The 22228-nt window shown below is 65.3% G+C and carries 19 protein-coding genes; 9 read left to right on the top strand and 10 right to left on the bottom strand.

The genetic code is table 11. From position 1 onward, the window contains the following. Positions 1 to 15: 15 nt before the first annotated feature. From kdpB to CLU88_RS04930, 4 genes are all read left to right on the top strand, one after another. Positions 16 to 2082, top strand: a complete 2067-nt coding sequence (gene kdpB / locus CLU88_RS04915; protein ID WP_099655630.1) for a potassium-transporting ATPase subunit KdpB — start codon at positions 16 to 18, stop codon at positions 2080 to 2082. Between the two features lie 51 nt (positions 2083 to 2133). Next, on the top strand, positions 2134 to 2751 hold the full coding sequence (kdpC, locus tag CLU88_RS04920) for a potassium-transporting ATPase subunit KdpC (RefSeq protein ID WP_099655631.1): 618 nt from the start codon (positions 2134 to 2136) through the stop codon (positions 2749 to 2751). A 67-nt stretch (positions 2752 to 2818) separates the two neighbouring features. Continuing rightward, the gene (locus tag CLU88_RS04925) at positions 2819 to 5548 is read left to right on the top strand and encodes a DUF4118 domain-containing protein (RefSeq protein ID WP_099655632.1); all 2730 of its coding nucleotides are present in this window, start codon (positions 2819 to 2821) and stop codon (positions 5546 to 5548) included. A gap of 18 nt (positions 5549 to 5566) precedes the next feature. Further along, positions 5567 to 6277, top strand: coding sequence for a response regulator (locus tag CLU88_RS04930; protein WP_099655633.1), 711 nt, complete (start codon positions 5567 to 5569; stop codon positions 6275 to 6277). A 131-nt stretch (positions 6278 to 6408) separates the two neighbouring features. Here CLU88_RS04930 and CLU88_RS04935 read toward each other — a convergent pair whose 3' ends face one another. Further along, positions 6409 to 7362 carry a YafY family protein gene (locus CLU88_RS04935; RefSeq protein ID WP_099655634.1) on the bottom strand — a complete coding sequence of 318 codons (954 nt, stop codon included), beginning with the start codon at positions 7360 to 7362 and terminating at the stop codon, positions 6409 to 6411. Positions 7363 to 7454: 92 nt separating this feature from the next. Here CLU88_RS04935 and CLU88_RS04940 point away from each other — a divergent pair, with 92 nt between their 5' ends. Continuing rightward, complete coding sequence (locus tag CLU88_RS04940; protein WP_099655635.1) at positions 7455 to 8063, top strand: glutathione S-transferase family protein; 609 nt, start codon at positions 7455 to 7457, stop codon at positions 8061 to 8063. Positions 8064 to 8088: 25 nt separating this feature from the next. Here the strand turns inward: CLU88_RS04940 and rng are convergent, their stop codons facing one another. From rng to CLU88_RS04975, 7 genes are all read right to left on the bottom strand, one after another. Then, on the bottom strand, positions 8089 to 9579 hold the full coding sequence (gene rng, locus CLU88_RS04945) for a ribonuclease G (RefSeq protein ID WP_099658662.1): 1491 nt from the start codon (positions 9577 to 9579) through the stop codon (positions 8089 to 8091). 32 nt (positions 9580 to 9611) lie between these two features. Beyond that, positions 9612 to 10247, bottom strand: a complete 636-nt coding sequence (locus CLU88_RS04950) for a nucleoside triphosphate pyrophosphatase (protein WP_099655636.1) — start codon at positions 10245 to 10247, stop codon at positions 9612 to 9614. Positions 10248 to 10348: 101 nt separating this feature from the next. After that, positions 10349 to 10816: a 23S rRNA (pseudouridine(1915)-N(3))-methyltransferase RlmH gene (gene rlmH / locus CLU88_RS04955; protein ID WP_066690244.1), complete on the bottom strand. Its 468-nt coding sequence runs from the start codon at positions 10814 to 10816 to the stop codon at positions 10349 to 10351. 74 nt (positions 10817 to 10890) lie between these two features. Beyond that, positions 10891 to 11811: a ribosome silencing factor gene (rsfS, locus tag CLU88_RS04960; RefSeq protein ID WP_099655637.1), complete on the bottom strand. Its 921-nt coding sequence runs from the start codon at positions 11809 to 11811 to the stop codon at positions 10891 to 10893. A 226-nt stretch (positions 11812 to 12037) separates the two neighbouring features. Beyond that, positions 12038 to 12982, bottom strand: a complete 945-nt coding sequence (gene hemF, locus CLU88_RS04965) for an oxygen-dependent coproporphyrinogen oxidase (protein ID WP_099655638.1) — start codon at positions 12980 to 12982, stop codon at positions 12038 to 12040. A 146-nt stretch (positions 12983 to 13128) separates the two neighbouring features. Then, positions 13129 to 14424, bottom strand: coding sequence for a phosphoribosylamine--glycine ligase (purD, locus tag CLU88_RS04970; protein ID WP_099655639.1), 1296 nt, complete (start codon positions 14422 to 14424; stop codon positions 13129 to 13131). A 218-nt stretch (positions 14425 to 14642) separates the two neighbouring features. Continuing rightward, a complete protein-coding gene (locus CLU88_RS04975; RefSeq protein ID WP_099655640.1) occupies positions 14643 to 15362 on the bottom strand; it encodes a YebC/PmpR family DNA-binding transcriptional regulator in 720 nt (239 codons plus the stop codon). A 242-nt stretch (positions 15363 to 15604) separates the two neighbouring features. Here CLU88_RS04975 and CLU88_RS04980 point away from each other — a divergent pair, with 242 nt between their 5' ends. The 3 genes from CLU88_RS04980 (at position 15605) to CLU88_RS04990 (ending at position 19398) form a co-directional block, all read left to right on the top strand. Beyond that, entirely contained in the window at positions 15605 to 17155 is a 1551-nt protein-coding gene (locus CLU88_RS04980) for a helicase HerA-like domain-containing protein (protein WP_099655641.1), read from the top strand. 200 nt (positions 17156 to 17355) lie between these two features. Further along, entirely contained in the window at positions 17356 to 18198 is an 843-nt protein-coding gene (locus CLU88_RS23085; RefSeq protein ID WP_099655642.1) for a hypothetical protein, read from the top strand. Positions 18199 to 18540: 342 nt separating this feature from the next. Beyond that, positions 18541 to 19398 (top strand): enoyl-CoA hydratase-related protein, encoded by an 858-nt coding sequence (locus CLU88_RS04990; protein ID WP_099655643.1) that lies wholly within the window; start codon positions 18541 to 18543, stop codon positions 19396 to 19398. A gap of 9 nt (positions 19399 to 19407) precedes the next feature. Here CLU88_RS04990 and CLU88_RS04995 read toward each other — a convergent pair whose 3' ends face one another. Both CLU88_RS04995 and CLU88_RS05000 read right to left on the bottom strand, forming a co-directional pair. Further along, a complete protein-coding gene (locus CLU88_RS04995) occupies positions 19408 to 20175 on the bottom strand; it encodes an amino acid ABC transporter permease (protein ID WP_162995947.1) in 768 nt (255 codons plus the stop codon). A gap of 97 nt (positions 20176 to 20272) precedes the next feature. Beyond that, positions 20273 to 21049: a basic amino acid ABC transporter substrate-binding protein gene (locus CLU88_RS05000; protein ID WP_099655645.1), complete on the bottom strand. Its 777-nt coding sequence runs from the start codon at positions 21047 to 21049 to the stop codon at positions 20273 to 20275. Between the two features lie 204 nt (positions 21050 to 21253). Between CLU88_RS05000 and CLU88_RS05005 the strand changes: the two genes are divergently transcribed. Then, positions 21254 to 22228: a threo-3-hydroxy-L-aspartate ammonia-lyase gene (locus CLU88_RS05005; protein WP_099655646.1), complete on the top strand. Its 975-nt coding sequence runs from the start codon at positions 21254 to 21256 to the stop codon at positions 22226 to 22228.

The following is a 22228-nucleotide window of genomic DNA, read 5'->3' on the forward strand; positions in this document are numbered from 1 at the left end:
AAAAAGGAAATTGCCATGAGCCGCACAACATTGACCCTGTTCGACCCCGCCCTGGTACGCCCCGCGCTGCTGGAGGCTTTCAAGAAGCTGGACCCGCGCGTGCAATGGCGCAATCCGGTGATGTTCGTGGTGTATGTGGGCAGCGCCTTCACCACCGCGCTGGCGGCCAGCCAGCCGCAGGCCTTCACCGCCGCCGTGGCCCTGTGGCTGTGGGTCACGGTGCTGTTCGCCAACTTCGCAGAGGCCATGGCCGAGGGCCGCAGCAAGGCCCAGGCCGCGTCGCTGCGCGGCCTGAAGAAGCAGACCTGGGCCAAGAAGCTTGAGGGCCACTTCGACCGCACCACCCCGCGCACCGACATGACGTGGCTGCCGCTCGAAGCCGACAACCTGCGCAAGGGCGACATCGTGCTGGTGGAGGCCGGCGACACCGTGCCGGCCGACGGCGAGGTGATCGACGGCGTGGCCTCGGTGGACGAAAGCGCCATCACCGGCGAATCCGCCCCGGTGATCCGCGAATCGGGCGGCGACTTCAGCGCCGTGACCGGCGGCACCCGCGTGCTGTCCGACTGGATCGTGGTGCGCGTGGCCGTGAACCCGGGCGAGACCTTTGTCGACCGCATGATCGCCATGGTCGAGAACGCCAAGCGCCAGAAGACGCCCAACGAGATCGCGCTGACCATCCTGCTGGTGGCGCTGACCATCGTGTTCCTGGGCGTGGTGGCCACGCTGCTCCCGTTCTCCATCTTCGGCGTGGCGGCCACCGGCCAGGGCCAGCCCGTGGGCCTGGTGGTGCTGGTGGCGCTGCTGGTGTGCCTGATCCCCACGACCATCGCCGGCCTGCTCAGCGCCATCGGCGTGGCGGGCATGAGCCGCATGATGCAGGCCAACGTGATCGCCACCTCGGGTCGCGCGGTGGAGGCCGCGGGCGACGTGGACGTGCTGCTGCTGGACAAGACCGGCACCATCACCCTGGGCAACCGCCAGGCCAGCCAGTTCATCTCGGCCCCCGGCGTGACCGATGCAGGCCTGGCCGACGCCGCCCAGCTCGCCTCGCTGGCCGACGAAACGCCCGAGGGCCGCAGCATCGTGGTGCTGGCCAAGCAGAAGTTCAACCTGCGCGAACGCGACATCGAAGCCCTGGGTGCGCAGTTCGTGCACTTCACCGCCCAGACCCGCATGAGCGGGGTGGATCTGCCCGGCCCGCGCCTGCTGCGCAAGGGCGCGGCCGACGCCATCCGCCAGCATGTGGAGGCCCTGGGCGGGCGTTTCCCCACCGCCGTGCAGACTGCGGTGGACGACGTCTCGCGCCGCGGCAGCACGCCCCTGGTGGTGGCCGACGGCGCCCACGTGCTGGGCGTGGTGGAGCTCAAGGACGTGGTCAAGGGCGGCATCAAGGAGCGCTTTGCCGAACTGCGCCGCATGGGCATCAAGACCGTGATGGTGACCGGCGACAACCGCCTGACGGCCGCCGCCATTGCCGCAGAGGCCGGCGTGGACGACTTCCTGGCCGAGGCCACGCCCGAAGCGAAACTGCAGCTCATCCGCAGCTACCAGGCCGCCGGGCAGCTGGTGGCCATGACCGGCGACGGCACCAACGACGCGCCCGCCCTGGCCCAGGCCGACGTGGCCGTGGCGATGAACACCGGCACCCAGGCCGCCAAGGAGGCCGGCAACATGGTGGACCTGGACAGCAACCCCACCAAGCTCATCGAGATCGTGGAGACCGGCAAGCAGATGCTGATGACGCGCGGCTCGCTGACCACCTTCAGCATCGCCAACGACATCGCCAAGTACTTCGCCATCATCCCGGCGGCCTTCGTCACCACCTACCCGCAGCTGTCGGCGCTCAACTTCATGCAGTTGGCGAGCCCCAGCTCGGCCATCCTGTCGGCAGTGGTCTTCAACGCCCTGGTCATCGTTTTCCTGATCCCGCTGGCCCTGAAGGGCGTGCGCTACCGCGCCGTGGGCGCCGCCGCGCTGCTGCGCCGCAACCTGGCCCTGTACGGACTGGGCGGCGTGGTCGTGCCCTTCATCGGCATCAAGGCGATTGACATGGTGCTGGCGGCCGTCGGCCTAGTCTGAGCCCTGCCCCCTCCGAAGACACAGATCACAGAGTCATTGAAAGGAAAAAGTATGCCTATCCGTATCCCCCGCGACGACGTGCCCGCCAGCCCAGGCGGCCTGCTGCGCCCTGCCCTCACGCTGTTTGTCGTGCTGTCCATCGTCACCGGCCTGCTGTACCCGCTGGCCGTGACCGGCGTGGCACAAACGGCCTTCCCGCACCAAGCCAACGGCAGCCTCATCACGCAAGGTGGCAAGGCGGTGGGCTCGGAGCTGATCGGCCAGTCGTTCACCGAGCCCGGCCACTTCTGGGGCCGCCCTTCGGCCACGGCACCCATGCCGTACAACGCATCGGCCTCGGGTGGCTCCAACCTGGGCCCCACCAACCCGGCGCTGGCCGAAGCCGTGAAGGCACGCATCAACGCCCTGCGCGCCGCCGACCCCGGCAACACCCGCCCCGTGCCCGTGGACCTGGTCACGGCCTCGGCCAGCGGGCTGGACCCGCACATCAGCCCCGCTGCGGCCGACTACCAGGCCGAACGCGTGGCAAAGGCCCATGGCCTGCCGCTGGCAAAGGTGCAGGCCCTGGTGCAGCAGCACACCGACACCCCCTGGCTGGGCCTGCTGGGCGAGCCGCGCGTGAATGTGCTGGCGCTGAACCTGGCACTCGATTCGCTATCAAATAAATAGCTGCTTACGCTCTATGTACAAGCGCCAGATGCCGATTTGATTCATATTTGGTGGATACACTGTGCCCATGCAGGATCGCCCCGACCCCGACGCGCTGCTGCAGCGCATCCAGCAAGAGCAGGCCCAGCAGCAGCGCGGGCGGCTCAAGGTGTTTTTTGGCGCCTGTGCGGGGGTGGGCAAGACCTTTGCCATGCTGTCTGCCGCCCGGGCAGCGCAAGTGCAGGGCCTGCCCGTCACCATTGGCGTGGTCGAGACGCATGGCCGCGCCGACACCGAGGCGCTGACCGCGCACCTGCCGCGCCTGCCGCTGCGCGCCCTGCCCTACAAAGACCGCACCCTGCCCGAGTTTGACCTGGACGCCGCCCTGGCCTGGGGCGCTGCGCACCCAGAGGGCCTGGTGCTGCTGGACGAACTGGCCCACAGCAACGTGGCCGGATCGCGCCACCCCAAGCGCTGGCAAGACGCTGAAGAGCTGCTGGCTGCAGGCATCGACGTGTGGTCCACCATGAACGTGCAGCACCTGGAGAGCCTGAACGACATCGTGAGCGGCATCACCGGCATCCGCGTGTGGGAGACGGTGCCCGACCAGTTCTTTGACGCGGCCGATGAAGTGGTGGTGGTCGACCTGCCGCCCGACGAGCTGCTGGCGCGCCTCAAAGCCGGCAAGGTCTACCTTCCCCAGCAGGCCGAGCGTGCTGCCACCCACTTTTTCCGCAAAGGCAACCTACTGGCCCTGCGTGAGCTGGCCCTACGCCGCACCGCCGACCGGGTGGACGACGAAATGCGCGCCTACCGCCGCGCCAGCACCACCACCGCCGAGGCCGTGTGGCCCAACCGCGAGGCCCTGCTGGCCTGCGTGGGCACGGGCGACAACGCCGAAAAAGTGGTGCGCAGCTGCGCCCGCCTGGCCGCCCAGCTCGACCTGCCCTGGCACGCCGTGCATGTGGAAACGCCCGAGCAGCAAGGCCAGTCGGCCACCCTGCACCCGCAGGTGGAGCGCACGCTGAAAATCGCCCAGCAACTGGGCGCCGCCGCCTGCGCCGTGCTGCCTGCCGCGCAGCCCGCCCAGGCCCTGGTGCGCTATGCGCGCGAACACAACCTGGTGCGCGTGGTGATGGGGCGCAGCACGCGCCGCTGGCCGTGGCAAGCCACACTGGCGGAGCAGGTCGGCCAACTGGCGAGCGACCTCGACCTGCTGCAGGTCGGCACGCTGGTGGGCCGAACAGGCAGCACAACCCCGGCAGACAACGCCAAGCCCATCGCTAGCACCACCCCGTCCGCCACGCGCCCGCCCTTCTGGCCCGGCTACATCGCCGCCGCCCTGGCCTGCTGCATTGCCGCCGTCATTGCCACACCGCTGGCCAATGTGCTGGAGCTGACCAACATCGTCATGCTGTTTTTGCTGGTGGTGGTGGGGGTGGCTCTCAGATTCGGGCGCGGCCCGGCCATCATGGCCGCGTTCCTGGGCGTGGGGTTCTTTGATTTCTTCTTTGTGCCGCCCCGCTTCAACTTTGCGGTGAGCGACGCGCAGTACGTCGTCACCTTCGCCGTGATGCTGGTGGTGGCCCTGGTGGTGGGCCAGCTCACCGCCGGGCTCAAGGTGCAGGCCGAGGCCGCCACCGACCGCGAACACCGCGTGCGCAGCCTGTACGACATGGCACGGGACCTGTCTGCCGCGCTGCTGCCCGACCAGGTGGCCGAGATTGGCGCCCGCTTCATGACGGGCGAATTCAACGCAGGCAGCACCTTGGTGGTGGCCGACGACGACAACCGCCTGCAAGTGCTGCCCGGCGGCACCGCCCCTGTGGACCTGGCCGTGGCGCAATGGGCTTTTGAGCGCGGCGAACCTGCGGGACGGGGCACGGACACCTTGCACTCCAGCCCCACGCTGGTGCTGCCGCTCAAGGCGCCGATGCGCATCCGTGGCGTGCTGGTGGTGGCGATGCCGCAAGGCCAGGTGCCGGGCGTAGAACCGCGCCGCCTGCTGCAGACCTGCGCCTCGCTGCTCGCCATTTCGCTCGAACGCATCCACTACATCGACGTGGCGCAAAAAAGCACGGTACAGATCGAGTCCGAGCGGCTGCGCAACTCGCTGCTGTCGGCCATCTCGCACGATCTGCGCACGCCGCTGGCCTCGCTGGTCGGCCTGGCCGAATCACTGGCCATGGTGCAGCCGCCCCTGCCTGCCCATCAACAAGAGCTGACCGGCGCGATCCAGCAATCCGCCCAGCGCATGAGTGCACTGGTCAACAACCTGCTGGACATGGCCCGCCTGGAGGCCGGGGCCGTGCAGCTCAACAAGGCCTGGCAGCCGCTGGAAGAAGTGGTGGGCAGCGCCCTCGCCGCCAGCGCCCCGGCCATCGCTGCGCACCGGGTCGAAGTGACTCTGCCCGACGACCTGCCGCTGCTGCAGATCGATGCCGTGCTGATGGAGCGTGTGCTGGTCAACCTGCTGGAAAACGCCGCCAAATACACACCCGCAGACACCACCATCCACATCAGCGCGCAGCCGCAAAGCGACGCGGTGGCACTGACCCTCACCGACGAAGGTCCTGGCCTGCCCAAAGGGCGCGAAGAGTTGCTGTTTGAAAAGTTCGAGCGCGGCGCCCGCGAGAGCGCGACGCCCGGTGTAGGCCTGGGGCTGGCGATTTGCCGCGCCATCGTGCAGGCGCATGGCGGCAGCATCCGGGGCGATACGATCCACAACGCACAGGGCCAGCCTGCAGGTGCGCGCTTTACGCTGCTGCTGCCACGCGGCACACCGCCCACCGACCTGGGCGACGACGCCGACGCCTGACACCCTTGCATCCATGCCATGACCGACCTGCCCACGCACATCCTCATCGTTGAAGACGAAGCCGATATCCGCCGCTTTGTGCGCCTGACGCTGGAGACCGAAGGCCACACCGTGCACGAGGCCGCCACGCTGCAGCGCGGCCTGATTGAAGCCGGCACCCGCCGCCCCGACCTGGTGGTGCTGGACCTGGGCCTGCCCGATGGGGATGGCGTCGATTTGATCCGCGACCTGCGCACCTGGTCGGCCATGCCCATCATCGTGCTCTCGGCCCGCAGCGCCGAAGCCAGCAAGATCGCGGCGCTGGACGCCGGGGCCGACGATTACCTGGTCAAGCCCTTTGGCTCGGGCGAGCTGATGGCCCGCGTGCGCGCCCAGTTGCGGCGCAGCCAGCGGGCATCCAGCGCCGAGGCAATACCCGTGATCCAGTTCGGCAACATCACCGTGGACCTGGCCCGCCGCACCGTGGAGCGCCACACGGAAGGGCATGGCAGCGAGGCCCTGCACCTCACGCCCATCGAATACAAGCTGCTCACCCACCTCGCATCCCAACCCGACCGAGTCATCACCCACCAGCAGTTGCTCAAGGCCGTGTGGGGGCCGGGCCACGCGGAGGACACGCACTATGTGCGCGTGCATCTGGCCAATCTGCGCAAGAAGGTGGAGGACAACGCCTCCATGCCCCGGCACTTGGTGACCGAGGCAGGGATTGGGTACCGGTTCGTGCCTTAGAGCGGCTAACAAAACTCTTCTGGCGTCGTTGCCGCGTCTTGTCGTACTACGCGTACTGCCTGGTACGCCGCGCCTAGCCAGAACCGCTTCGCTGAGTTTTGTTAGCCGCTCTTAGTACTGGTTCCTAGCCCTCAGGCTGTGCACTTCAAAGCCCGCTCCCCCGCCACGCGCAGCCTCTCCTTCAGCGATGCGGGCGCCAGCACCTCGAATTCCACGTTGAGCGCCATGAGCCAGAACACCAGTGAGTCATTGGCAGCGCATTCCAGCTGGCACCGCTGCCCATCCGCCAGCGCCGTGACCACACCCGCCGACGGCGGAATGCGCCGCGCCATGTCTGCGTAAGGTGCGTGCAGCACCACCCGCGCCTGGTCGGGGTGCGGCGCTTCAGTGATGGAGCGCGACACATACGCCTTGAGGTCGCCGCCGTCCGGCCCGGGGCGCGGTGAAAAATGCGCGCCGACTTCGGGCTTTGCCACCATGCGGTCGATGCGGAAGGTGCGCCAATCGCCACGGTCGCAGTCCCACGCCACCAAGTACCAGCGCATGCCGGTGTGCACCATGCCCTGCGGCTCCACGGCGCGCTGGGTGGCACGCCCCTTGCCGTCTTCGTACGAGAACCCGAGCCGCAACTGGTCGCGGCAGGCCGACGCGAGCGTGGCCAGCAGCGAGGCCTCCACCACCGGCCCGACGCGGTCCAGGGGCAGGATGGTGGAGCGCAAAGCGTCCACCTGTTCGCGCAGCCGCAGGGGCATGGCCTGCTCCAGCTTGACCAGGGCGCGCAAGGCGGGCTCTTCAATGCCGACCACGGCGCCCGCGGTGGCGGTGCGCAGCGCAATCGATACGGCCAGGGCTTCTTCGTCGTCGAGCAGCAACGGGGGCAGCGCCTGCCCCGCGCGAAAGGCATAGCCGCCCGCCACGCCACTGCTGGCCTGCACCGGGTAGCCGAGCTGGCGCAAGCGGTCCACATCGCGCCGCAAGGTGCGCGGGTGCACTTCCAGGCGCTCGGCCAGTTCGGACCCCAACCAGTGGCTACGGGTTTGCAACAGGGACAGCAGGCGCAGCAGCCGGGTCGATGAAGTCAGCATGGTGCGACTGTACGGTGGATTGCGGACCGAAATTGTCCGCAATGGCTTCTACAGTGGCGCCACCTTTTACCCACCACCCCAAGGAGTTTTCGATGTCCATCGTCCTGTACTGGCACCCCATGTCGAGTGCCACCCCCATCGCCTGCGCACTTACCGAGCTGGGCGTGCCCCACGAGCGCGTGAAGATCGACATCCGCGCTGGCGAACAGCACCGCCCGGAGTACCTGGCCCTCAACCCCAACGGCAAGGTGCCCACGCTGACGGTGGACGGCGCCCCCATGTTCGAGGCCCTGGCCATCCACCTGTGGCTGAGCCACCGCTACGGCGTCGAGCGCGGGCTGTGGCCCACTGCGGGCACGCCCGAGGCGCTGCAGGCCTTGTCATGGTGCACCTGGGCGTATGTGACCTACGGCACGGTCCTCAAGCACCTGCATGTGGCGACGCAGGGCGACGAGGCACTGCGCAGCCCTGCCTATGCGAAGGCAGCCACTGCGGGGCTGAACGATCTGCTGGCGCTGCTGGACGCACGGCTGGCAAAGCAGCCCTGGATGCTCGGCGCAGACTATTCGCTGGTGGACTTGGTTGTGGGCTCGGTGCTGGGCTACAGCGTGTACCTGGGAGCGCCGGTCAATGCGCACCCGCATGTGCAGACCTGGCTGGCCCAGGTGCAGGCGCGCCCTGCGATGCAGATCGAGGCCTGAGGCAAGCAGTCGAACAACGTGGCTGCTACAGCAGCACGATGTCGTACTGCTCCTGCCCCACCGCGCTCTCGGCCTGCAGCGAGATGGGCTTCTTGATGAAATCCGAGAGGCCAGCCAGGTGCTGGCTTTCCTCGTCCAAAAACAGCTCCACCACCCGCGCGGAGGCGACCACGCGGAATTCGCGCGGGTTGAACTGACGGGCTTCGCGCAAGATCTCGCGCAGGATGTCGTAGCACACGCTGCGCGCAGTCTTCACACTGCCCTTGCCCTGGCAGGCTTCGCAAGGCTCGCACAGCATGTGGGCGAGCGACTCGCGGGTGCGCTTGCGCGTCATCTCCACCAGGCCCAGTTGCGAGAACGTGCCCGACGACATGGTCTTGACCCGGTCGCGCGCGAGCTGCTTCTTGAACTCGGACAGCACGGCCTGCTGGTGGTCCTCGCGCACCATGTCGATGAAGTCCACGATGATGATGCCGCCCAGGTTGCGCAGGCGCAGCTGGCGGGCAATGGCCTGCGCGGCCTCCAGGTTGGTCTTGAAGATGGTGTCGTCGAAATTGCGGGCACCCACGTAGCCACCGGTGTTCACGTCGATAGTGGTCAGCGCCTCGGTCTGGTCCACGATGAGGTAGCCGCCCGATTTCAACTCCACCCGGCGCCCCAGGGCCTTGGCCACTTCTTCGTCGATGGAGTACAGGTCAAAGATGGGCCGCTCGCCCTTGTAATGCTGCAGCTTGCCAGCGGCGGCGGGCATGAACTCTTGCCCAAACGCGCGCAGGCGGTGGAACTGCTCCATCGAATCCAAACGGATGGTCTGCGTGTGATCACCCACGAGGTCGCGCAGCACGCGCTGCAGCAAATCCAGATCCTGGTGCAAGAGCGAGCCCGCAGGCAGCTTGAGCGAGGCTTCTTTGATGCGCGCCCAGGTCTTGCGCAGGTAGGCAATGTCTTCGGCCAACTCTTCGTCCGTGGAGTCTTCGCCGTTGGTGCGCAGGATAAAGCCACCGCCCCCACCCGTGGACTTGTCACCCACCAGGGCCTGCAGGCGAGACCGAAGAGCATCGCGCTCGGCAGGCGGAATCTTCTGCGACACGCCCACATGGTCGTCTTGCGGCAAAAACACCAGCAGGCGGCCCGCGATGCTGATCTGTGTAGACAGCCGCGCGCCTTTGGTGCCGATGGGGTCTTTGATGACTTGCACCATGAGCGACTGCCCCTCGAACACTTGCTTTTCAATGGGCAGTTGCGGCTCGGTCTTACGGGCAAACGATGGTGGTTCGCCATCGGGCTGGCGGTGCCACACATCGGCCACATGCAAGAAGGCTGCGCGCTCCAGGCCAATGTCGATAAAGGCCGACTGCATGCCCGGCAGCACGCGCGAAACCTTGCCCAGGTAGACGTTGCCCACCAGCCCGCGCTCCAGCGTGCGCTCCAGGTGCAGCTCTTGCACTGCGCCATGCTCCACCACGGCCACGCGGGTTTCCTGGGGTGACCAGTTGATCAGAATGTCTTGTTGGATGGAGGCGGCCATGGTGTGAATGCAGTGAAGACTTAGACAGCAAAACCGATGGAGCGCAGCAGCTGGGCCGTCTCAAACATAGGCAGGCCCATGATGCCTGAATAGCTGCCATGCAGCACAGGGATGAAGGCAGCGGCTGCGCCTTGAATGCCATAGGCCCCGGCCTTGCCCAAGGGCTCGCCCGTGGCCACATAGGCGGCGATTTGCGCAGGGGTCAGCGGTGCAAAGGTCACCTCAGACACCGACAACGCCTGCAGCCGCTGGGCCACTGCGCCTTTCCCACCCTGCCCCGCCTGCACGGCCACCGCTGTGAGCACCCGGTGCGTCTGGCCCGACAGCTCGGCCAGCATGCGCGCCGCATGGGCGGCATCGTCGGGCTTGCCGTAGATGGTGGGGCCCAGCGCCACGGTGGTGTCGGAGCACAGGATGGGGGCTGAGGGCAGCCCACGGCGGGCGCAGCGGGCCACGGCGGCATCGAGCTTGAGGCCGGTGACACGCATGACGTAGTCGTCGGGGCTTTCGCCAGGCAACACGGCTTCGATGCCCTCGGCGTCTTCGGTCACGTCGCCCTGAACGTTGGGCAACAGCAGCTCATGGCGCACGCCCAGTTGCTCCAGCAACTGGCGGCGGCGCGGGCTTTGGGAGGCGAGGTAGATGAAGTCAGGCATGAACAGATTTTGAATAAAAATCGGCTCTAGCGCTTTCTCACCAAGCGCCAGCAGCTATAAAAACAAGAGCAATTTGTAAGCCAGCGCAAAGCACGCACGCCTCACTCGCGGTGGTAAGGGTGCCCAGCGTTCACAGACCAGGCCCGGTACAGCTGCTCTATCAGCAGCACACGCACCATGGCGTGGGGCAGCGTCAAATCCGACAGGCGGATACGTTCATGCGCCGCCTGGCGAAAGGCTGGGTCCAGCCCGTCGGGCCCGCCAATGACCAGGGCCACGTCGTCGCCACCCAGCTGCCAGCCCTTGAGCCGATCGGCCAGGGCCTTGGTGGTGAGGTTGGTACCGCGCTCGTCCAGTGCCACCACGCGGGTGCCGCGTGGGATGGCGGCTTCGATGCGCTCACGCTCTGCGGCGTACAGCGTCTCCAGCGTCTTGGAGCCGCGTGGCTCGGTTTTGACGGCCTTGAGCTCGACCTTGAGCTCGGGCGGAAAGCGTTTGGCGTAGTCGTCGTAGGCGGTTTGCGCCCAATCGGGCACCCGCTGCCCGACGGCAACAATCAGCAGCTTCATGGATCAACCTGGGTGCGTGAGAAAGAGGGCTGCTGGCACGCCCAGACCCGCCGGGCGCGCAGCGTGCAGACCGATCAGCCCTTGCGGGCCGGGGCCTTTTTGGCGGCGGGCTTTGCGGCAGGCTTGGCTACAGCTTTCGGGGCGGCCTTGGCTGCGGTTTTTGCAGCGGGCTTGGCCGCTGCGCGTGCGGGGGCCTTGGCGGCGGGCGACTTCTTGGCCGCAGGCTTCTTGGCGCCCACAGGTTTGACGACCACGGTCTTGACCGGTGCCTTGGTGGCTGCGGGCTTCTTGGCGACTGCAGTGCCAGCTGCCTTGCTGGCAGGTTTGGCTGCGGTGGTCTTGGCCGTAGTCTTTGCGGTGGGCTTGGCGCTGGCAGTTTTTGCGGCGGCCGATTTGGCAGGCGCTGCCTTGGCACCGGTTTTTGCAGCCGTTTTCGCCGCGGTCTTGGCCACAGCCTTCACGGTGGCCTTGCCAGAGCGGGCAGGCGCTGCAGGTGCAGCCGCCGCCTTTTTGGCGGGGGCCTTCTTGGCTGCAGTCTTCGCATCCGACTTGGCAGCCTTCTGGGCCGACTTCTTGTCAGCCAGATCGGCGGCAGCCGTGGAAGACGGCTTGGCCGCTCCCAGCTTCAGGCGCACGGGCACTTCGCCCCACAGTTCTTCCAGGCGGTAGTACTGGCGGATGGCGGGCTGCATGATGTGTGCCACGGCCGAGCCGCAGTCCACGATGATCCATTCGCCGTTGTCTTCACCCTCGATGCGGGGCTTGGAAAAACCCGCTTCCTTCACGGCGTCGCGCACGCTGGCGGCCAGCGCCTTGGTCTGGCGGTTGGAGGTGCCCGATGCCACGATCACCCGCTCAAACAGCGGCGACAAGTGCTCGGTGTTGAAGACCTGGATGTCTTGCGCCTTGACGTCTTCCAGGCCATCAACGATGGCACGCTGGAGCTTGGTCACGTCTTTTTTGGCAGCGGTTTCCGATTTGGTGGAGGTGGTCATCAGGCAGAGAAGTAGAAAGGGTGGAATCAATATAGCGCGCAACGCAGCGCACAGCCAGAGGGGCTACGCCTTGGGTGTTGCGCACGGGCGCAGAGGCGTTAATAGGTGTTTTTGGCCTCTTGCGCTTATAGATCAAGCGCTGCCAGCTATTGAAATTATAGCTTTTGGGCCGTGGCGGGGTTCAAGACCCCTGATTGGCAGGCCCTAAAACACGGCAGTGCACTGGCTACAGCCAGTCGCGCCGCACCAAAAACTGTTGCATCAAGGCCGCTTCGGGCGAGCCCGGCTCGGCTTGGCGCTGGTACGACCAGGCCACCAACGGCGGCATGGACAGCAGGATCGACTCGGTGCGCCCGCCCGACTGCAGGCCAAAGTGCGTGCCCCGGTCCCACACCAGGTTGAACTCGACATAACGGCCCCGGCGGTAGAGCTGGAAGTCGCGCTCGCGCTCGCCATAGGGTGTGTCCTGGCGCTTTTCCACGATGGGCAAATAGGCTTTGAGGAAGGCGTCGCCCACCGACTGCGTCATCGCCAGACTCTGGTCAAAGCCCAGCTCCGAAAAGTCGTCATAGAACACGCCGCCCACACCGCGCTGCTCGCTGCGGTGCTTGAGGTAGAAGTATTCGTCGCACCACTGCTTGAAGCGCGGGTACTTGTCGTCACCAAAGGCGCTGAGCGCATCGCGGCAGGTGCGGTGAAAGTGCACGGCGTCTTCCTCAAACCCGTAGTACGGCGTGAGGTCCATACCACCGCCAAACCAGCAGGTCGGTGCCTGGCCAGGGTGGCCGGCCGCAATCATGCGCACATTCATATGCACCGTGGGCACATAGGGATTGCGTGGATGGAACACCAGCGACACGCCCATGGCCTCGAACGGCGCGCCCGCCAGCTCGGGCCGGTGCTGCGTGGCCGAGGGCGGCAGCTGCGGGCCACGCACATGGCTGAAGCCGCAGCCTGCGCGCTCGAACACCCGGCCGCCTTCCATGATCTTGGTGACGCCATCGCCCTGCAGCGGCTCGCCCGGTGGCTTGCTCCAGGCATCGGCCAAAAAGCGCGCCCCGCCCTCGCCTTCCAGAGCCTCCAGCGCTTCGGTGATGCGCGCTTGCAGGCCCAGCAAGTAGCTGCGCACAGTGGCCACAGTGGTGGCGGGGTTCAATCCGGGTTGTTGCATTTTGGTGGTCCGTTGCGCGGGGTGCCGAGCACACCCGCAAACTGGCGCGGCGCAGGCACAAGAACCTATTCAAAGGCGCCGAACAAAAACAGCCTTGCCGCCACGGCGCCCCTTGAGCGGGGAACGCCGTGGCGGCAAAAGAGGCCTCACTTCACAGCGCGGTAGCCAATGTCGGTGCGGTACTGCGCGCCGTCGAACTGGATGTTTTTGGCCACTTCGTACACCTTTTGCTGCGCTTGCTTGACGGTATCGGCCAGCGCCGTTACGCACAGTACGCGGCCGCCAGACACCTTCAACTGGCCATCTTCCAATGTGGAGCCCGCGTGGAACACCACGGCATGGTCCAAAGCCGTGTCCGACTCGTTGAACAGCGGCACGCCGGTGATCACATCGCCCTTGCGTGGGCTGTCTGGGTAGCCGTGTGCAGCCATCACCACGCCCAAGGCGGTGCGGCGGTCCCACTGCAGCTCAAGCTGGTCGAGCTTGCCATCGGCGGCGGCGGCCATCACATCGCTGAAGTCGCTTTTCAGGCGCATCAAGATGGGCTGGGTCTCTGGGTCACCCATGCGGCAGTTGAACTCGAGCGTCTTGGGCTGGCCCTTGGCGTCAATCATCAAACCGGCGTACAAGAAGCCGGTATAGGGAATGCCGTCTTTTTCCATGCCACGGATGGTGGGCAGGATGATTTCGCGCATAGCGCGGGCATGCACATCGGCCGTGACCACAGGCGCGGGCGAATACGCGCCCATGCCGCCCGTGTTGGGGCCTTCGTCGCCGTCCTTGAGGCGCTTGTGGTCCTGGCTGGTGGCCAGAGCCACCACGTTCTTGCCGTCGCACAGGACGATGAAGGAAGCTTCTTCGCCCTCCAAAAACGCCTCGATCACCACGCGGGCTCCGCCCTCGTTGTGAGCCACACCGTACTTGTTGTCCACCAGCATGAAGTCCACGGCGTCGTGGGCTTCTTGCAGCGTCATAGCCACCACCACGCCCTTGCCAGCGGCCAGGCCATCGGCCTTGATGACGATGGGGGCGCCCAGGCGGTCCACAAAGGCGTGGGCTTCGGCTGGGTCGGTGAAGGTGTCGTAATCGGCCGTAGGAATGCCGTGGCGGCGCATGAACGCCTTAGAGAAAGCCTTGGAGCTTTCCAGCTGCGCTGCCGCCTTGGTGGGGCCAAAAATACGCATGCCATTGGCGCGGAACTCGTCCACCACACCTGCGGCCAGCGGTGCCTCGGGGCCCACCACCGTCAGGGCGATCTTCTCGACCTGGGCCCACTGGCGCAGCTCGCGCACATCGCTCAGGGCCACGTTTTCGAGTTTGGGGTTCAAAGCCGTGCCGCCATTGCCTGGGGCCACGTACACCTTCGTCACCTTGGGCGACTGGCTCAGTTTCCAGGCCATTGCGTGTTCACGGCCGCCGCCACCAATCACAAGTACTTTCATAGGAACCTTTAGTGAAATCCTGGCGCTGCAACATTGCTGGCAGCCAAAACTCCGGGGAAAATCTCAGTTATTCATTGCGCTAGACAACGCACACAAGACGGCGCAACTGGCGCGGCCCAGGCCAGGAACGCCGAGCAAGGGCCGCCCCGCAGCGAGGGCGTTGTCCCCCTCCCGCGCAGCGAGAGAGGGGGAAGCGGCAAAGCCGCTCAGGGGGAGCTTCACAGCGCCGCGTTGTGATAAACCTCTTGCGTATCGTCCAGGTCTTCCAGCACGTCCAGCAGCTTTTGCATCTTGGCGGCATCGTCGCCCGTCAGCTCAATCGTGTTCTCAGGCCGCATGGTCACACTGGCCACCTCAGGCGTCAGGCCTGCGGCCTCCAGGGCGTTCTTCACCGCTTCGAAGTCGGCCGGGGCCGTCAGCACTTCTACCGCGCCGTCGTCATCGGTCACAACGTCCTCAGCGCCCGCCTCCAGCGCCACTTCCATCACCTTGTCTTCGCTGGTGCCGGGGGCAAAAATCAGCTGGCCGCAGTGCTTGAACTGGAACACCACCGAGCCCTCGGTGCCCATGTTGCCACCGTGCTTGCTGAACGCGTGGCGCACTTCGGCCACGGTGCGCACACGGTTGTCAGTCATGGTGTCGATCATGATGGCGGCGCCACCAATGCCATAGCCTTCGTAGCGGATTTCTTCGTAGGTCAGGCCTTCGGCGTTGCCCGTGGCCTTGTCGATGTTGTATTTGATGCGGTCGGCGGGCATGTTGGCCGCCTTGGCCTTGTCCACCGCCAGGCGCAGGCGGGGGTTGGCAGACAGATCGCCGCCACCGGCACGGGCCGCCACAGTGATTTCACGAATGATGCGGGTCCAGATCTTGCCGCGCTTTTCATCCTGGCGCCCCTTACGGTGCTGGATATTCGCCCATTTACTGTGTCCTGCCACGAGAGATCCTTTTGTATTGATTTAATCTAGCCTGCTGATTTTACTTTTTGCGAGGAGCCTGCCGGACTTGGAGCGTCGAAAGCGAAAATCGGCCCCAGCGAGGACAGTTTTTGCCGGATTTGCAGCCTCATAGCCCAGCTATGGGGCAAAAAGACGGTGGAAAATGGACCGCTGCGGTCGATTTACAGCCGACGATTTCCAAGTCCGACAGGCTCCTAGACCGTACCCCGAGGAAACCCCAAATGGCCAACCCCATGCTGATTGCCAAGCACGCCGACACCGAATGCCACCTGCTGCCAGGGCTGGCCAACCGCCACGGGCTCATCACCGGCGCCACGGGCACCGGCAAGACGGTGACCCTGCAAACCCTGGCCGAGAATTTTTCTCGCATCGGCGTGCCGGTGTTCATGGCCGACGTGAAAGGCGACCTCACCGGCGCCAGCCAGCCGGGCAAGATCGGCGACAAGCTGGCAGGCGTGCTCAAAGAGCGCGGGCTGGACTTGCCAGCGCCCCAGGCCTGCCCCACCACGCTGTGGGATGTGTTTGGCGAGCAAGGCCACCCCGTGCGCGCCACCATCTCCGACATGGGCCCGCTGCTGCTGGGCCGCATGCTCAACCTGAACGAAACCCAGCTGGGCGTGCTCAACCTGGTGTTCAAGATTGCCGATGACAACGGCCTGCTGCTGCTGGACCTCAAGGACTTGCGGGCCATGCTGCAGTATGTGGGCGACAACGCCAAGGACTTCACCACCGAGTATGGCAACGTCAGCTCCGCCAGCGTGGGAGCCATCCAGCGCGGGCTGCTGCAGATCGAGCAGCAAGGCGGTACGCAGTTCTTTGGCGAGCCCATGCTCAACATCCAGGATTTCATGCAGACCGTGGATGGCCATGGCGTCATCAACATCCTGGCGGCCGACAAGCTCATGAACGCGCCGCGCCTGTATGCCACCTTTTTGTTGTGGATGCTGTCTGAGTTGTTTGAGCAATTGCCCGAAATCGGCGACCCCGAGCAGCCCAAACTGGTGTTCTTCTTCGACGAAGCCCACTTGCTGTTCAACGAAGCGCCCAAGGTGCTCATTGAGCGCATTGAGCTGGTGGTGCGCCTGGTGCGCTCCAAGGGCGTGGGCGTGTACTTTGTCACGCAGAACCCGCTCGACATCCCCGACAGCGTGCTAGCGCAGCTGGGCAACCGCGTGCAGCACGCGCTGCGCGCCTTCACCCCCCGCGACCAAAAGGCCGTGAAGGCCACGGCCACCACCATGCGGCAAAAACCCGGGCTGGACATTGAAACCGCCATCACCGAGTTGGCCGTGGGCGAGGCGCTGGTGAGCTTTCTGGACGCCAAGGGCCGCCCCAGCGTGACCGAGCGCGTGTTTGTGCTGCCCCCGGCCAGCCAGTTGGGCCCCATCACCCCACCGCAGCGCCAGGCACTATTGGCGCAATCCCTGGTGGCAGGCGTGTATGAAAAGGCCATCGACCGTGAATCGGCCTACGAAAAGCTCAAAGGCCGCACCAACGAAGCCACAACGCAGGCGCCGTCCACGGGCAGCAACGGCACCAATGGCACATCCAGCCCTGGCACGCCAGCAGCACCAGCCGATGCGGGCGGAGGGCTGCTGGGCGGGCTCAACGACGTGCTGTTTGGCACCACCGGCCCCCGCGGCGGCAAACGCGATGGCCTGGCCCAGACCATGGCCAAGTCCGCCGTGCGCACAATGGGCACAACGCTGGGCAAGGAGATTTTGCGCGGCGTGTTGGGCAGTATTTTTGGCGGCAGCGGCAAGCGGCGCTGATTTCGCTCAAAGCCGGTTCACAGCAAAACCCGGGCGGTTGCCAGCGCAGGCGCTGCCCGGTGTATCCCCAGCGCTACAGCCCACCCAATCTTTAGGCAGCGCACCACCAGGAGACCTGTGACTTCCATATGACAGTCACCAATTCGTCACAAAACAGGCGTTGAATCGATCCCAACAAAAACAACAACAAAGGAGGATCGATGACAAAAACCGAAATCGCACTGCTGCGCTGGGGCCAGCTGCCCATGTTCGCCGCCATCGTGGGCTGGATACTGGGCTTTGTCGGGGTGGCCGCAGGCCTGTGGCGCCCTCACTGGTACTGGGTCTTGTATTTCATTGCCACCGTGGCGATGACCGCGCTGTGCATCCAGCGAACCACAGCAGCGCGTGAGCGCTACATCCGCGAAGCCCCCTTGCCCCGCTTTTTGCAGCGCAAACTGCGCGAGGCCTACCCGCAGTTGAGCGCCAAGGATGGCGAGCTGGTCGAACGGGGCCTGCGGCAGTTCTTCCTCGCCTGCCTGCGCAGCCGCCAGTTTGTGGCCATGCCCTCACAGGCGGTCGATGTGCTGTGGCATGAATTCATCTTGCACACGCAGGCCTACAAGCTGTGGTGCACCCATGCGCTGGGCCGCTTTTTGCACCACACCCCGGCCGAAGCCCTGGGCCGCAGGGGCATGCACAACGACGGCCTGCGGCGCGCCTGGTTCTGGGCCTGCAAGGAAGAGTCCATCGACCCCAAGGCCCCCAGCCGCCTGCCCCTGCTGTTTGCCCTGGATGCCAAGTTCGCCATCCCCAACGGGTTTCACTATGTACCCGACTGCCGCCTGACGGGCGCGCCGAGCACCACAGCGGCCAGCTCGAACAGCGGCTGCGGCGGCTCCCCCTACTGCGGCACCGATTTTTCGGACGGCGGCTACAGCGGCAGCTCAGGCGACTTTGGCGGGGCCGACAGCTCGGACGGAGGCGGGGGCGGGGGTGGAGGAGGCGATGGCGGCGGCGACGGGGGTGGCTGTGGAGGTGGCTGCGGCGGGGGCGGCGATTGAGTCCACGCCGGGTAGGCCCTAGGGATGTCCGGCATAACTCCCTGCGGACTGTGATAGCACGGCTTCGGGCGATCCACTGCGTTGCTTTTCTTGCCAATAGCACGCTATTGGCTGCAAAAAGATGCCTTGTGGCCCATCCCGACCCGCACTACCACCGCCTCGCGAGGGTTATGCAGGACATCCCTAGCGGGCACCCGCGACAGCCCAGCACCAATCGCAAATCGCAAATCGCTATCAAAACAATAGCTGCCAGCGCTTTTACTTCAAGCGCTAGAGGCCCATTTAACCCAAAGTCGCCCAGGCGACGAACAGCAACAGGCGGGCGCCCTAGAGTGTCAGGCCATGAACACCGACATCACCGCCCTCACCTGCTTTACCCTCAGCACCACCGCGCAGGTGGCCCACTTGGTTTTGAACAAGCCAGAGGCCCTGAACACCATGCATCCCACCTTCTGGCGTGAGCTGGACGCGGTGCTGGCCCACCTGCACCAGGCGGGCGAGGCACGGGCGCTGGTCATCAGCAGCACGGGCAAACACTTCAGTGCGGGCATGGCGCTCGAAACCTTTGGCGGCGCCATCACCATGGACGACCAAAGCCCCGAGGGCCGCGCAGCCATTTTTGACCTGCTGACCGACATGCAGGCCACCTTCACGCGGCTGGAAAACCTACGCATTCCCGTCATTGCAGCCATCCACGGCGGCTGCATTGGCGGCGCGGTGGACATGGTGACAGCCGCCTGCATCCGCTACGCCACGCAGGATGCGTTCTTCTGCATCCAGGAGATCAACATCGGCATGGTGGCCGACGTGGGCACGCTGCAACGCCTGCCCAAACTCATCCCGCTGGGCGTGATGAAAGAGCTGGCCTACACCGGCCGCCGCCTGGGCGCGGCCAAGGCCCAGGGCTATGGCCTGGTCAACGAAGTGTTTGACACGCAAGAGACCATGGTGGCCGCAGCCCTTCAGTGCGCGCAAGAGATTGCCAGCAAGCCACCCGTGGCCATCTGGGGGACCAAGCAGGCCATCCACTACGCCCGCGACCATTCGGTGGAAGACAGCCTGCGCCAGATGGGCTGGCTGCAGGGCGCGATCTGGAGCAACCAGCATGTGCGCGAATCCGTCACCGCCATGAAGCAAAAGCGCGCGGGCAACTTCCCTGCGCTCACGCCACTGCAGCGGTTCAGCGATTCGGCGGGTTAATAAGTCAAACTAGCTGCGGTCGCTGCGCGCCAGGTGGTATTCCAGCCGCCGCAAGGCGGTGGTCAGCGCCAGCGTCATGAGCCAGTAGGCCAATGAAATGGCCAAGTATGGCTCCCAATACCGCGCATAAGCCCCCGCCACCGTGCGTGCGGCGTAGGCCATTTCGGCCAGGCCGATGGCAGACACCAGCGACGTGTCCTTGAGCAGCGCAATCATGTTGTTGCCCAGTGGCGGCAGCATGCGCCTAAAGGCCTGCGGCAGCACCACATAGCGCATCACCTGCATGGGAGTGAAGCCCAGCGAGCGCCCCGCATCAAACTGCCCCTTGGAGATGGACTGAATGCCCGCGCGGAACACCTCTGAGATGTAGGCGGCCGAGTTGAGCGTGAGCGCTGCAATGCCCGAGATCAGCGCCCCATGCTCTTGCTTGAGCGTGCGCGCCAGCTCGCCATCAATCAGCAGCCCTGACACGGGGTGGATGAACAGCGGCATCACCGCAAAGTGCATCAGCAAAATTTGCACAAACAGCGGCGTGCCCCGGAAAAAGCTCACATACACCGTCGAGGGCCAGCGCAGCAAGAAGCGGCACACCCAGTTCCAGGGCGCGTGGCGTGCCTGGGCCAGTCGGGCCAGCGCCAGCAACAGGCCCCAGGTACCGCCCAGCAGCACACACACCACCGTCATGCCCAGCGTCATCAGCGCGCCGCGCCAAAACAGCTCACGGTACTCCACCAGAATGTCCGGCCGGAACCAGCCAAACCACAGTTCAGGTTCCATCACCCCTCCCAATCAATAGCAATAGCAAATAGCGTTGCGCCCCAGCAAAAACGGCCGCAAACGCGGCCGCAGTGCATGGCAAACCCACAGGCAGCGATCAGCGGGCCTTGTATTCCTTGGCAAACCACTTCTTGTAGATTTCGCCATAGCTGCCATCGGCACGGATGGCGGCCAAGCCTGCGTTGAGCTTGTCTTGCAGGGGCTTGTCGCCCTTCTTCACCACAATGCCAAAGCCCTCTTCCGGAAAGCTCGGGTCTTCCACCGTCTTGAGGGCGGGGTTCTGGCTCACGCGGTAGGCAATCACGCCGTTGTCGCCAATGGCGGCATCCACGCCGCCACCTGCCAGCTCGGAGATGATGAGCGGGGTGCTTTCAAAGCGGCGGATGTTGGGGCTGGTCTTGCCGAACTCGCGCGAGGCCACATCGTCGGCCGTCGAGGCATTCACCACGGCAATTTTCTTGCCGTTCAGGTCCTTGAGGGTGGCCACCGTGCTGCTCTTGGGCACGGCAATCAGCTGGTGCGCTGCGAAGTACGGGTTGGAAAAGTCGTAGCTTTGGCGGCGCTTGTCGTTGATGGTGACGCCAGAGATCACCAGGTCCACATCGCCATTGTTCAGGGCCGCAAAAATGCCGCTCCAGGGGGTGTTGATGACCTTGATCTTGAGCCCTTGCTGCTTGGCAATGGCGTTGATGATGTCGATGTCAAAACCGACGATCTGCTTGTCTTTGTTTTCGAACGCAAAGGGCGCGTAAGTGGCGCTGGAAGCGACAGTGAGTTCCCGCGCCGGGGTGCCTTGGGCCAAAGCCCCCACGGTAAAACCAAGCGAGGCGACCAGGCCAAAGCCCAGGGCAAAGATGCGTCGAGACTGTTGCATAAGAATAGGACCCATGGGGGGAAAAGGAGGCCTGCAGTATAACCAGCAGTCCTTTGAAGGACTTCAAATTTCATAGCTGCTTGCGCCCTGTTTGCGGGCGCCAGAACCCATTTTTTGCACGCAGTTGGTGCAATGCCTATGATGCACAGTGTTTGCAGCGTTTTGTCGTGCGCGGGCCAGCCGCTCGCGCGGAGGCCCCCTTTCATGACCATGACCCGCTTGCCTGTGCCCACCTTTGATGACATCACCGCAGCCGCACAGCGGCTGCAAGGCATTGCCCACCGCACGCCAGTGCTGCGCTCTACCAGTGCCGACGAGAGCACCGGGGCACATATTTTCTTCAAGTGCGAGAACCTGCAGCGCACCGGCGCCTTCAAGTTTCGCGGGGCGTACAACACGCTGCAACAGTTCACGCCCGAGCAGCGCGAGCGCGGCGTGCTGGCGTTTTCTGCAGGCAACCACGCCCAGGCCATCGCCCTGTCGGCCCGGCTGCTGGACATGCCTGCCGTCATCGTCATGCCCGAAGACGCACCCGCCGCCAAAATGGCCGCCACCCGCGAATACGGCGCGCAGGTGGTGACCTACAACCGCTACACCGAAGACCGCGAAGCCATCAGCCAGCGCCTGGCGCAAGAGCGCGGCATGACCCTGGTGCCGCCGTTTGACCACCCCCACGTCATCGCCGGGCAAGGCACTGCCGCCCTGGAGCTGCTGCACGAGGTGCCCGACCTGGACTACCTGTTCGTCTGCGTGGGCGGTGGCGGCCTGCTGGCCGGCAGCACACTGGCCGCGCAGGCCGTGGCCCCGCAATGCCGCCTGGTGGGCGTGGAGCCCGAGGCGGGTAATGACGGGCAGCAGTCTTTCAAAGCCGGGCACATCGTGCAGATTGCCACGCCCCACACCATTGCCGACGGCGCACAAACGCAGGCCTTGGGGCAACTCACCTTTCCCATCATTGCCAAGGGGGTGGAAGACATGGTCACCGCCACCGACGAGCAGCTGGTGCAGGCCCTGCGCTTTTTTGCAGAGCGCATGAAGATGGTGGTGGAGCCCACGGGGGCCCTGGCCTTTGCCGGGGTGTGCAACGGCAGTGTGGACGTGCGCGGCAAGCGCGTGGGCGTGCTCATCAGTGGCGGCAATGTGGACCTGGCCCGCTACGCCCGCTTTCTGGCCGATTGA

Origin of the sequence: Acidovorax sp. 56, from assembly GCF_002749705.1 — a bacterium.
Lineage (GTDB): Bacteria > Pseudomonadota > Gammaproteobacteria > Burkholderiales > Burkholderiaceae_C > Acidovorax.

Coding starts and splice junctions, on each gene's coding strand:
- kdpB (WP_099655630.1), top strand. CDS start 16: ATGAGCCGCACAACATTGACCCTGTTCGACCCCGCCCTGGTACGCCCC.
- kdpC (WP_099655631.1), top strand. CDS start 2,134: ATGCCTATCCGTATCCCCCGCGACGACGTGCCCGCCAGCCCAGGCGGC.
- CLU88_RS04925 (WP_099655632.1), top strand. CDS start 2,819: ATGCAGGATCGCCCCGACCCCGACGCGCTGCTGCAGCGCATCCAGCAA.
- CLU88_RS04930 (WP_099655633.1), top strand. CDS start 5,567: ATGACCGACCTGCCCACGCACATCCTCATCGTTGAAGACGAAGCCGAT.
- CLU88_RS04935 (WP_099655634.1), bottom strand. CDS start 7,362: ATGCTGACTTCATCGACCCGGCTGCTGCGCCTGCTGTCCCTGTTGCAA.
- CLU88_RS04940 (WP_099655635.1), top strand. CDS start 7,455: ATGTCCATCGTCCTGTACTGGCACCCCATGTCGAGTGCCACCCCCATC.
- CLU88_RS04950 (WP_099655636.1), bottom strand. CDS start 10,247: ATGCCTGACTTCATCTACCTCGCCTCCCAAAGCCCGCGCCGCCGCCAG.
- rlmH (WP_066690244.1), bottom strand. CDS start 10,816: ATGAAGCTGCTGATTGTTGCCGTCGGGCAGCGGGTGCCCGATTGGGCG.
- rsfS (WP_099655637.1), bottom strand. CDS start 11,811: ATGACCACCTCCACCAAATCGGAAACCGCTGCCAAAAAAGACGTGACC.
- hemF (WP_099655638.1), bottom strand. CDS start 12,982: ATGCAACAACCCGGATTGAACCCCGCCACCACTGTGGCCACTGTGCGC.
- purD (WP_099655639.1), bottom strand. CDS start 14,424: ATGAAAGTACTTGTGATTGGTGGCGGCGGCCGTGAACACGCAATGGCC.
- CLU88_RS04980 (WP_099655641.1), top strand. CDS start 15,605: ATGGCCAACCCCATGCTGATTGCCAAGCACGCCGACACCGAATGCCAC.
- CLU88_RS23085 (WP_099655642.1), top strand. CDS start 17,356: ATGACAAAAACCGAAATCGCACTGCTGCGCTGGGGCCAGCTGCCCATG.
- CLU88_RS04990 (WP_099655643.1), top strand. CDS start 18,541: ATGAACACCGACATCACCGCCCTCACCTGCTTTACCCTCAGCACCACC.
- CLU88_RS04995 (WP_162995947.1), bottom strand. CDS start 20,175: ATGGAACCTGAACTGTGGTTTGGCTGGTTCCGGCCGGACATTCTGGTG.
- CLU88_RS05000 (WP_099655645.1), bottom strand. CDS start 21,049: ATGCAACAGTCTCGACGCATCTTTGCCCTGGGCTTTGGCCTGGTCGCC.
- CLU88_RS05005 (WP_099655646.1), top strand. CDS start 21,254: ATGACCATGACCCGCTTGCCTGTGCCCACCTTTGATGACATCACCGCA.